The sequence below is a fragment of the Staphylococcus sp. HMSC34C02 genome, assembly GCF_001838705.1.
GTDB lineage: Bacteria > Bacillota > Bacilli > Staphylococcales > Staphylococcaceae > Staphylococcus > Staphylococcus borealis.
Map to the genome: position 1 here is coordinate 18223 of NZ_KV838585.1, position 11642 is coordinate 29864.

General features: G+C 32.0%; 9 protein-coding genes. 5 read left to right on the forward strand and 4 right to left on the reverse strand.

All coding sequences use genetic code 11. From position 1 onward, the window contains the following. Positions 1–71 precede the first annotated feature (71 nt). Positions 72–2198, reverse strand: a complete 2127-nt coding sequence (locus HMPREF3239_RS07260; protein WP_070855188.1) for an amidase domain-containing protein — start codon at positions 2196–2198, stop codon at positions 72–74. Between the two features lie 209 nt (positions 2199–2407). On the opposite strand from HMPREF3239_RS07260, the gene HMPREF3239_RS07265 reads away from it, so the two are divergent. Continuing rightward, on the forward strand, positions 2408–5224 hold the full coding sequence (locus tag HMPREF3239_RS07265) for a YhgE/Pip domain-containing protein (protein ID WP_070855189.1): 2817 nt from the start codon (positions 2408–2410) through the stop codon (positions 5222–5224). A 285-nt stretch (positions 5225–5509) separates the two neighbouring features. Here HMPREF3239_RS07265 and HMPREF3239_RS07270 read toward each other — a convergent pair whose 3' ends face one another. Beyond that, entirely contained in the window at positions 5510–6025 is a 516-nt protein-coding gene (locus tag HMPREF3239_RS07270; protein ID WP_070855190.1) for a hypothetical protein, read from the reverse strand. Between the two features lie 201 nt (positions 6026–6226). Here HMPREF3239_RS07270 and HMPREF3239_RS07275 point away from each other — a divergent pair, with 201 nt between their 5' ends. Further along, positions 6227–6757: an immunodominant staphylococcal antigen IsaB family protein gene (locus tag HMPREF3239_RS07275; protein ID WP_070855191.1), complete on the forward strand. Its 531-nt coding sequence runs from the start codon at positions 6227–6229 to the stop codon at positions 6755–6757. Between the two features lie 119 nt (positions 6758–6876). Here the strand turns inward: HMPREF3239_RS07275 and HMPREF3239_RS12115 are convergent, their stop codons facing one another. Beyond that, positions 6877–7161: a YolD-like family protein gene (locus tag HMPREF3239_RS12115; protein WP_083324766.1), complete on the reverse strand. Its 285-nt coding sequence runs from the start codon at positions 7159–7161 to the stop codon at positions 6877–6879. A gap of 196 nt (positions 7162–7357) precedes the next feature. Between HMPREF3239_RS12115 and HMPREF3239_RS07280 the strand changes: the two genes are divergently transcribed. Genes HMPREF3239_RS07280 through HMPREF3239_RS07290 form a run of 3 tightly spaced genes read left to right on the forward strand, consistent with a single transcriptional unit; the run spans position 7358 to position 10910 of the window. Beyond that, positions 7358–8470, forward strand: a complete 1113-nt coding sequence (locus HMPREF3239_RS07280) for a tyrosine-type recombinase/integrase (RefSeq protein ID WP_070855192.1) — start codon at positions 7358–7360, stop codon at positions 8468–8470. A gap of 2 nt (positions 8471–8472) precedes the next feature. Further along, on the forward strand, positions 8473–10536 hold the full coding sequence (locus HMPREF3239_RS07285; RefSeq protein WP_000026855.1) for a tyrosine-type recombinase/integrase: 2064 nt from the start codon (positions 8473–8475) through the stop codon (positions 10534–10536). Positions 10537–10544: 8 nt separating this feature from the next. After that, positions 10545–10910: a DUF6262 family protein gene (locus HMPREF3239_RS07290; protein ID WP_000514485.1), complete on the forward strand. Its 366-nt coding sequence runs from the start codon at positions 10545–10547 to the stop codon at positions 10908–10910. A gap of 28 nt (positions 10911–10938) precedes the next feature. On the opposite strand, the gene HMPREF3239_RS07295 is transcribed toward HMPREF3239_RS07290, so the two are convergent. After that, positions 10939–11349, reverse strand: coding sequence for a YolD-like family protein (locus tag HMPREF3239_RS07295; RefSeq protein ID WP_000612780.1), 411 nt, complete (start codon positions 11347–11349; stop codon positions 10939–10941). Positions 11350–11642 lie beyond the last annotated feature (293 nt).

Consider the following 11642-nt stretch of genomic DNA (forward strand, 5'->3'; position numbering starts at 1 on the left):
GAAACAACTTAAACGAGTGAATATCTATCTAAGAGCTATTTTACTTTAATATTACTCCATCCATTGCAACGTTATTTTGGTTCAATGTAATGTAAGGTTTCAGCTGTGTTTGCATCAATAGTGCGATATGACACGATGCCTAAACCTTTAACGTTAGATTCTGAAATGACGATTGAGCCATCACTGTTTACTTTTTCAACGAAAGCAACATGACCATATACGTCATGGGCGCCAGCTTGTCCTGCTTCAAAGACAACGGCACTATGAGTTGAAGGTGTTTGACTGACATCATAGTTATCACGTTCTGCGCGATTATCCCAATGATGTGCATCGCCCCAGTCACCACTGACTTGCTTACCAAATTGTTGCACACGTTCGTATACATACCAAGTACATTGACCTTGAGGATATGGTGAAGACGCATCCGTCACTTCGAATGATTTAAATCCACGACCTGAAGTATCTTTGCCACTCGATGTTTGTTTAGCATATTGATCTAAATCAGGCATTGTTTTCTTATCAAAATCTGTTAAGTGATAGTGCTTGATTAAACTGTTCAATTTAGTAGCATAGTTCGGATCCGTAGCATATGTACGACTCAAATGTTGTGTTGCATCACGATAATCTATAGCTTCACTCTTCCAGGTAGGTTTATAGATTGTGGCATTACCATCAATACCATGTTTAATTAAATCAGCATAATCTTCCAATGATGCCTTCGTATTTGGGTATTTTCGGAAACCGGCATTAATACTAAACATACTTTGATCACTGCCAGCTTCTAAAGTATTAAAGTTAACAGATTGTCCTTTATAACTCCCTTTAATTCCGAATAAATTATAATTTGGCGCTTGTGCTAAAGCACTATTACCTGAACTCGACTCAAGAATAGCCTGTGCAATCATAACTGAGGCATAAATATCTTTGTCTTGACCAATTTGATGTGCATCTTTAGCAATAGATTTAATAAAGTCACGTGTACCTTTATTTTCAACCACTGCTATGTCTCCGTCAGTTACCTCATTACCATTAAATTGAGGTAAGGTTTGGAAGAGACTCGTTGAACGTGTGTTGCTTTGTTTAAAGTCATCTTCAAATGATTGTGCAGGTGCTGTCTTATGTTCAAGTTCGTCTTTAGTTGGTAATTGTGGATTATTAGATGCCGTCGTATCATCATTATCTTGTTCATCTTTAGACGTGTCTGATGCATTATCTTTTTTAGATGATTCGAAATTGTGATGCGTCTTTTTAGCATCTTCACTGTATTGATCCAGTACAGAATCTAAAGCGGATTCAGTTAAAGACTTACTATCAGAAGATGAGGCATGATTAGCGTCATCATTAGTACGAGTACTTGCATCATCCGTAGTAGATTCATGTTGACGGTCAGTGTTAGCTACATCATGACTTGCTTGATGGTCTGTGTCATCATCTGTGGTATCAGAAACGAAATCATCAATAGCATCTAATGCTTTGCTCACGCTCGCATCATCTTTATTTTGACTAGCTGTTGATTGATGGTTCGTCGCCGTGTCATCTTGTTGTTGTGTTGAATGGTCTGTTTGATTAACTTGTTCATCGTTTGGCTTCACATCTTGATGGTCACGATGAGCTGTGTCGGCATCGTGTTCATCTGTGATATGGTCGTCATCTGTTGCTTCACTAGAACTTGCGGGTTGCTCATAATCTGAAATATCACTGTCGAAATGGAATAGTGATGCAATTAAATTGGTTAAACTAAATCCATTTTGATATAAATCAGGATTTAAAAAGTTAGATGAAAACAAGCCGCTAGATTGTGCTTCGTCAAAAATAGGAGAAAGGGGTGTACGGTAAGTATCCTGTTTGTCTTCATCACGCGTTTGATGACTACGAGATACGTTTTTGTTGTCGTCATCCCTTTTTTCTGATGACGTATGTGTAGATTTATTTTGTTCTTTATTATTATGTTTCTTTGACGCTTCTTTAGTTGGTGTCTCTGAAGAGGGACGATCTGATTGTTTGTCATTTGATTCAGACGTTTCATTCGTATAGTTATCATCTACATCTTCAGTATCATAAGTTGCTTCTTTTGATGTAGTGGATGCTTGTGTCTTAGCATCTGCTTGTGTGTCTTCAGCATGGGCAATGCTAGTTGTAAATGTTGGTAATACTAGCGTTGTAGTTAAAAAATAGATGATAAATTTATGCTTCGACATGACGCGCTTTTCCTCCTATCAAATAAATTATGGTGGTATGCGAATATATCAGAATTTGATATAATACTTATTATGGTTTTTAGTTGACTACTATCAACTAATTTCTACTTTACTCAATAAAAGTATTATACTAACTCTATAAAGAAAAAAACAATGCTTAAAATCATTTTGAGATAAAATCTTAATATTTCATTTTTAGGAGTGTGAAAATGAAAAACGCACTAAAACTATTTAAAACGGACTTGAAACGTGTGGCTAAGACGCCAGCAGTTTGGATCATACTAGCTGGTCTGGCAATATTACCATCTTTTTATGCGTGGTTTAACTTATGGGCCATGTGGGATCCATATAGTCATACAGGTCATATCAAAGTCGCTGTTGTGAACGAGGACCGAGGCGACAAAGTTCGCGGTAAGAACATTAACGTGGGTAATACGCTTGAGAATAATCTTAAGAAGAATGATAAATTTGATTGGCAATTCGTTAGCCGGGAAAAGGCAGACCATGAAATCAAAATGGGGAAATACTATGCCGGCATATACATACCGAAAGAATTCTCACATCAAATTACTGGGACATTGAGAAAGAAACCGCAAAAAGCAGATATTGAATATAAAGTTAATCAGAAAATTAATGCGGTTGCACCGAAAATGACAGACACAGGTTCAACGGTCATTGTCGACGAAGCAAACAAACAATTCAATGAGACAGTAACGAAAGCGTTACTACAAGAAGCAAATAAAGTAGGTATTCAACTGGAAGATGAAGTCCCTACAATTAATAAGATTAAAAATGCAGTTTATGCAGCACATAATTCATTACCAGAAATTAATAAAATTGCAGATCGTATTGAATATTTGAATGATCATCAAGATGAGCTTGATAAATATGCTAATCAATTCCGTGCGCTAGGTAATTATAAAGGTGATGTTTTAGATGCACAACAAAAACTGAATGATGTGAATGCAGCCATACCATCATTGAACGAGAAAGCAAAACTCATCTTAGCACTTAATGAATATATGCCAAATATTGAGAAATTACTAAATGTAGCTTCTAATGATATACCAGCACAGTTCCCTAAAATTAATAGAGGTGTAGATATTGCTAGTGAAGGGCTTGATTTAGCACATTCACGTCTGAATGATGCACAAGGATATCTTACAGCTGCGCAACAACGTGTAGGTGATTACCAAGAAGCGGCCAATCGTGCACAAGAGGTAAATAATCAAGCTAATAACAACTTGCGTCAACAAAGTACATCGGGATTGCCACACTATGATGTTCAGAAGTTGAGTACGGATAGTAGCCAAGACACTGTCAACGATAATCAAATTGTGTCAGACAAAGACGTGAAGTCGATGAATAGTGCGCTTGCAGAAGCGTTACTCACACTTTCTAGTCATTCTGATACTCAAGCGAAAGCGACACAGTCAGACATCAATGCTTTGAAAAATATATCTTATGGCGTCATCGGTTCTAATCGACCAACTGAATTTAATGAGATGTTACGAAATTTAAAAACACGTCTTGAAAACAGCTCGAAAAACAACCAACAACTGATTGACGTATTAAAAGAATTAGAAAAAAGAGAACATGTCGATTTATCATCACAAATTAAACAAGTAGAAAGTGCAAATAATCGCATCAGTGATACATTGCGTTCAACGAATCAACTTATTGATGCCTTGAAAAATGGCAGTTCAGGAAAAGCAGAAGCGGTTAATGTATTACGTTCATTACCAGATTTAAATAAAGCGTTAGGTAACTACCGTGACTTTATTAAAAATGACTTAAACAATCGTTTGTTAGTCGTATCTAATCAAATTACGCAAGAATTAAATAAAGGTCAGAATACGCTATCAGACGTTCAATCTAAATTAAATACAATTAATCGTGTTATCATTGCGGGTCAAGATATTGTAGCGGATGGGCAAAATCGCATTGCTAATATACAAAGCGAATTGCCGGCTTTAGAACAAACATATATTAATGCGATGCAAACGGCACAGAACTACTTCCCGACTGTAAAAGCGGATGTAGCGAATGCAGCAGACTTTGTTCGTAATGATTTACCTGAGTTAGAGCAACAACTTGCTAATGCGACAGCAACTGTAAATGCGAATTTACCGACATTGTTTAATAAGTATGACAATGCAGTTGATTTATTAAATCAAAATCAACCACGTGCGAAAGAGGCATTAGCTAACTTAGCGAATTTCTCTGAAAATCGTTTGCCTGATATTGAAAAAGATTTAGACAAAGCGAATAAAATCTTCAAGAAATTAGACGAAGACGATGCGGTGGATAAAGTCATTGATGCGTTGAAGAATGACTTGAAGAAACAAGCAGATGTGATCGCCAATCCAATTCATAAAAAACAAGTGGATGTCTTCCCAGTTAAAGATTATGGTTCAGGTATGACACCATTCTATACCTCATTATCTATATGGGTAGGTGCCTTGCTATTAGTAAGTTTACTGTCTGTAGATAATAAGCATGAATCACTGAGAGACGAATTGACGAAACGTCAAATTTATTTAGGTAAAGGTGCATTCTTTATCATGATGGGAATCATTCAAACACTGATTGTAACCATTGGGGACTTAGTGATTTTGAAAGCACAAGTTGAATCACCAATACTATTTATCTTAGTTGCATTATGTGGTGCGATTGTCTTTAACACAATAGTGTATACATGCGTATCATTACTTGGTAACCCAGGTAAAGCAATCGCAATTATTTTATTAGTACTACAAATTGCCGGTGGTGGAGGTACTTTCCCAGTCGTTACAGCACCTAAATTCTTCCAAACCATTTCACCATATTTACCGTTCACGTATGTGATAGATTCATTACGTGAAACAGTAGGTGGCATTGTACCGGAAATATTAATCACAAAAATGCTTATCCTAGCACTATTCGGATTAGGATTCTTTATTCTAGGTATCTTAGTCAAACCAGTGTTAGATCCAGTAATGCGTAAAATTTCTAAACGTGTAGATGAAAGTAAAGTTACTGAGTAGACGCAAAAATGATATTTAGATAATAGGAAGTGACTGGGACAAAATTTCTAGCAAAATACAGTCTGGGACATAAATAATATAATAATGCTATTTAGCAAATTCGCAGTAGCTGACTGAACTGAGAAGACGCTTAAATCGAGCTTTTCTCAGTTCTAGTCATCCTTGCGGGGGTGGGACAACGAATTTAAAAGAATTCTGTCCCGCTCCCTTCTTTATTTACTTATCCTGGAACTTTATGCCCCGGACGTTTTTGTAACATCTATTTAGCGATAGCTCACTCAAATTTTATTGGTTTGTACCATTAGAATTATTTGTTTTAGCTGAACTACTTGAACTTTGTGTTGAACTACTTTGAGTTGTTGTTTTGTTCTGAGTATTCGGTTGAGAGGTTGCCGGTTGTTGTGTCGATGGTTGTGTACTTGGTTGTTGTGTTGTTTGTGTTTCTTTCGTCTTTTTCTCTGAAGTAGCACTTTCTGAACTATTTTGTCTAGAACTGTTGTCTTTTGTTTTAGATGATTGTGTTGCCGAGTTATTTGGTTGTGTCGAATAATTTTGTTGAGTATTTACATTATTGTTTGACGCTGGCTCTGATTGTGCATTTTCTCCATTATCAGATGCATTAGATTGAGATTCAGTTTGCGTTTCACTTGTTTTATCTTTTTTGTCTTTTTTATCATGTTTTTCAGTTTTATGGTCCTCGCTCGAATTTGAATGTTTAGTACCAGTTGCTGCAAAAAATATTGAAAAGCCTAAAGCAACAATAAGTAATAAAATGACGATACCTGCCAATACTTTTTTCAAGGTGTATCCTCCGTCCTTAATTCATTTCTTTATCTTATTATAATAAAACTTCATAAAATAGATAGTATTAACACAACTTTATAATATTAAATTTTGTTTACTAAAATTTTTGATAAATAGGTCTTAAGTACAGTGAATGTTTGTATGTATTGTGCGATAATATAAGTGAAGTGTAATTCTAATATAGAAAGAAGGACTAACATGAATAAAGTAGTTAAAACTATTGCCTCAACAACATTAGCATTTGGAACACTTTTAGGAGTGAGTAGCGCAGTACTACCAGTACAAGATACTGCCCATGCAGCAACTCAAACGAAAGGGTATTATTACGCTTATAATGGTTACGTTGATAAAGATGCTAAATTCTTAACAGATAAAAACTTTATTAATGCAATTAAGCATGGCAACATTAAATTTAACGGTATTAAACTTGCTAAAACGAACAGTACAACAGTTAAAGAAAAGTATAATCAGAAATTTACTGGTGTAACGAGCGACGGTAAAAAAGCGAATAAGTTACAATTTATAGTTAAAGGTGATTTAACGTATAATCAACTTAAAAAAGCATATGGTAAAGATTTGAAAAAAGTAAAAGGCAACAAAAATGCCAAAGGTAGCGGTATTTACGTATACAAACCTAATAAAAATGGTTTAGCGGCATCATTCGTACTTAATGAAGGCAAAGTTGTAGAAGTAGATATTAGTTATGCAGGCTTTACAACAAGTAAATAACTTTAGATTTGGGAGTGGAACAACACAGTCGAAAGGAATGTGGTTCTACTCCCTTTATTTCATTTTAGCTAAAACGCAATACATGTTCAGTGACAAGCATCACTCATTGCGTACCACACTTACTCTACATTACAAATAACCGTAAAATCGAGTTTCATTGTTTGTGAGCCATTCTCATTACTAATGGTGATACATCGATTCAATGAATCAATCCGACGTATATAGGCTGCAATGGATTGAATATAGCCATTTCTCCAATAACTAATCATCGCCAGTTGATGCTGTGTGAACTTGTAAGTCAGCTGACGATTAATCATTTCAAATTGATCGTCTGATAAAGAAGGCATGGCAATTTTATTCTGTTCCTCAATAAAATCATTCAACCGTTGATATTGTTCCGGCATTGTCGCAAACGGTTATATATATATTGAAGAATATAGACTATTTTGTTTAAAATGAATCATATTTTAAGAAAAAATGAACAAAGTAAAAATATTAAATAGTCTTTTTTTATTACGTGTAATAAGTTTAATATGTATGATGTAAAAAGAGTTCGAATAGTGTATACTTATACTATTAAAAATTAGAAATGAGATTATTATGAAAATAGTAGAAGTAAAATCTAAGAATGGTATCAATTTTATGATTTTAGATGGTAATAATGAACCTATAGTAGATGCAGTAAGATATTTGAAGTATCTGGATAGTGTTAATAAAAGTTTAAATACCAAGAAAACCTATGCCTATGCACTAAAAAATTTTTTTGTTTACTTAGAAAGTAAAAAGATATGCTATAAAGAAGTTAGTTTTGATAACTTTGTTGATTTTATAAGATGGATGAAAACACCTTTTGAATATGAGAATGTCCTCTCTTATCACCGAAAAGGAAAAAGCATTAGTCCTAAGACAATTAATCTGACTATTACTGTAGTATCTAATTTTTATGATTATCTCTATAGGAGCAAAAAATTAGATGTTAATTTCTATGATTTTATACATACGGAAAGTAAATACTCTAAAAAATATAAAAGTTTCATGCATCGCGTAAACAAGGACTATGGAATGTTGAAAAATATTTTGAAAGTAAAAGAACCAAAGAAAAAACTAGAAGTGTTAACCAATGTTGAGGTTAAGAAATTATTAGGAGCAGCTAATAATATTAGAGATAAATTCTTAATACAATTATTATATGAAACAGGATTGCGTATAGGTGAGGTATTATCATTACGCATTGATGATATCAAATTTGATTTTAGAAAAGGTCACCAAATAGTTTTGAAAAATAGATTTAATAGCAATGGTACTTATTTAAAAACTGGTGAAAGAAAAATATTTATTTCTCAATCGTTAATTGATTTATATGACGATTATGTGTACGAAATAATTGACGAACTTTCCATATGTTCTGATTATCTTTTTGTAAAAATAAAGGGTAGAAATGTAGGAGAAGCTATGCATTATAGTGATATATATTCATTATTTAAAAGGCTAAAACATAAAACATCTATAAATGTTCACCCCCATTTATTTCGCCATACACATGCAACTGTTTTTTATAATGAAACTAAGGATATTAAACAAGTTCAAGAAAGACTCGGTCATAGTAATATACAAACGACTATTAATTTATATGTTCATCCCACTGAAGAAGATATACGTGAAGATTGGAATAAAGTTAAGCATCAATTTCAAGTTTTTAATAAAGGGGAATAACTATGTCAATACCAATTAATTTACCTACAAACAGTACTATGATTAATGAATTATGTACATTACAAAGTAGAACTATAAACATAAAAGGAGAAGTGCTAATAACTGAAATATATGATGATTACTTTTTAAAAAATGATGAATGGCACATTTCAGCTTTTAACAAGTTCGAGCAATTTCAAGATAGTATCAAGAACTATAAAGACAAAAGAAAAAATATTTTCTTTAGGATTAAAAGTGAAAATTTGAATTTAGAATTTAAATACCTTTTTTTGAAACTTATAGTTAAAGAGGATTGGTCTTTATCTAATGTATTTAATACTGGAGCAGTGAAACTTAACAAGATTGCTGAGTTCTTTAATGAAGTTTATCCAAATTTAAATTCTTTACTAGATTGTGATATTAATATGTTAGAAAAGTACTGGTTTAGTTGGTTGACTAAAAATAATATACCTATAAAAAGAAAATCATCAACAATAGTTTTTGGTGATTATGAACATAAAAGTGGACTAGCTTCTTTTTTAAAGAATATGTATATTAATCTAAATAAATTTATTGATAAGCGAGAAGAATGGGAAAAAGATAAATGGGATATTAGAAATTTAGAAAAATATGGATTGAGTTATAATAAAACACTAACTGGTAATTATTTGAACTTTGAAAAAATTGAGTCAATTAAAATGCGAGAATTAGCAAAAAAATATTTAAAAAATCGTTTGATAACTGGTGATATAGCATTTGCTACAGCAAGATTTTATATAAGAGTTTTGACTAGGTTTTTTCAAAATATATCTAAAAATAAAGAAACAAGGAATAGTTTAAATGAACTAGATAGATGTCATATCGAAGCATATATAGAATTTTTATTTGAATATGCTAATAGTAAAAATGTGCAAAGTTCTAGGAACTTCGTTAGAGAAGAATTAAAAGCAATTAGAAGGTTCTTAAATGATATTGCTAGTCAAAATTATGATATAGCCCCCTCTGAAGATATACGTTTTTTAATTTATCCTCAAGACTTTCCTAAGCGCGAAAAGAAAAATAGTAGCCAAATTGATTATATCCCAGATTTTGTATTGGAACAGCTTTTTGAGCATATAAATGATTTGCACAAAGATTTAATACCTGTAGTTTGGATAGCTTTTAAAACAGGACTAAGAATTTCTGATGTATTAACATTAAAAAATAATTGTCTTGCAAAAGTTAATGGAAAGTTTTCAATAATTACTGATATTGCTAAAACTTTTGTTAAAGGACATAGGATACCAATCGATAATGAATTAGCTGATATAGTAGCAGTTTTAATAGCCAATTCTAAAATTAAAAGTACAAAAGATAACAACCCTAATAATTATATTTTTGCTATTCATAAAGGAAAAAGAAAAGGAATGCCCTTTACACAGCATATGGTCAGAGCACACTTAAATCATTTAGCAAAAACAAAAAATATTCTTGATGAACAAGGTGAAGTCTTCCATTTCAAAACTCATCAGTTTAGACATACCTATGCAGTGAAATTGTTAAATGGTGGAGCAGATATATTAACCATACAAGAATTATTAGCACATTCCTCACCAGAAATGACACTCAGATATGCTAAGTTACTTGATGATACAAAAAGAAAGGCTTTTGAATCAGTTATTGATCAAGGGGCTTTTAGTTTTGATGTTGACGGTAAAATTAAAAATATACAGCATAGTAGTGAATTATCAGAAAAAGCATTGAATTCTTTATGGCAAGAACATAAATTAAACGCAATGGACAATCCTTATGGTACTTGTCATGCTAGATTGAGCGGTGATTGTCCATATATGGAAGCTCCGCCATGCTTAACTTGTAATTCTGGGAAACCATGTAAGGATCTAGCTATTGGATTTTCTGATTTAGATGTTGAAAAATATGAATTACATATCAAATCAACGGTCAAATCTATAGAATTAGCTAAAAATAATAATAGACAAGATATGGTTGAAAAACATACTAATATATTAAATAAATATGAAGAAATATTAGGTAATATAAAAGATGGAAACATTATATTCGGGAGAAGTAATAGAATAAAAGTATAGAGGTTAAGATGGGAAAATTTAATAGACAAGAACAATTAAAACAGTTACATGCAGAACGAAAAGTTAAAACCGAGCAAAAAGTTTCTAAAGCAATAAATGAATTGGTTCGAAAAAATGAAGAAATTAACTTTAATATTGTTGCTAAGCATTCAAATGTATCTAAAGCTACTTTATATAATAATAGTAAAATTCGAAAGAGAATCGAAGAGTTACGTGAACAAAGTAAAGACATATTTGTACATAAAAATAACAGTGACGGTAAAGACGCATTAATTTCTTCATTAAAAAGGAGAGTAAAATCTTTAGAAAATGAGAAAAAGAGGCTCAAAGATGAAATAAACACATTATATAATAAAATATATGAAGATATTTAATACACAGGTAAAGAGAAATAATTCGAGTTTAAGAGATATTATACACATTAGTATTAAAAAAAGTATGTTTAGTATTTGTAGAATCGTAAAATGTAAAATAACCATTGATTGTATCAATTTTCAAAATTTTTCCTGTATAGTTTGAAATGCTGCCGTCTTCCCAATATGAGATTGTACATAACTCATCATTTTGAATTTTTATTTGAAAAATCTGATCTAAATTATCTAATGAATCATGTGTTAGCAATGGTTTTTCTATTTTATTTTGATCCTTTATAATTTGTTCTAAAATTTCAAACTGTTGCGGGAGAGTCGCAAAAGCTTGCCATTTGATTTTTCCACGCCCTTGAGGGATTTTAGGGTTTAAATATTTTCTTGGTATTTTTCTATAATCAGTTTCATATTTATATTCATCTGGCGCATTAGGATTTGGAATCATGTTTACCACCTCATCATCATTGTAGAACGTATGTTCTTTTTTTGGCAAGGATTATATAATTTTTTAATGTGATTAATTAATTAATTTAAAATAAGTTATTTTTTATATGGAAAAGTTGAGTAAGATTATCGAGCATTTATAATTATAGTAACTGGAATTATGATGTTTGGTATGTTAATAGTATTTTCTCTTTTAAAAAATGTGAACATAAAAAAATAGAGTCTGGGACATAAACCCTAGAGAAATAGCCAGTAAATGAGTTTTAACAAATTCATTTACTGGCTTCTTTATTT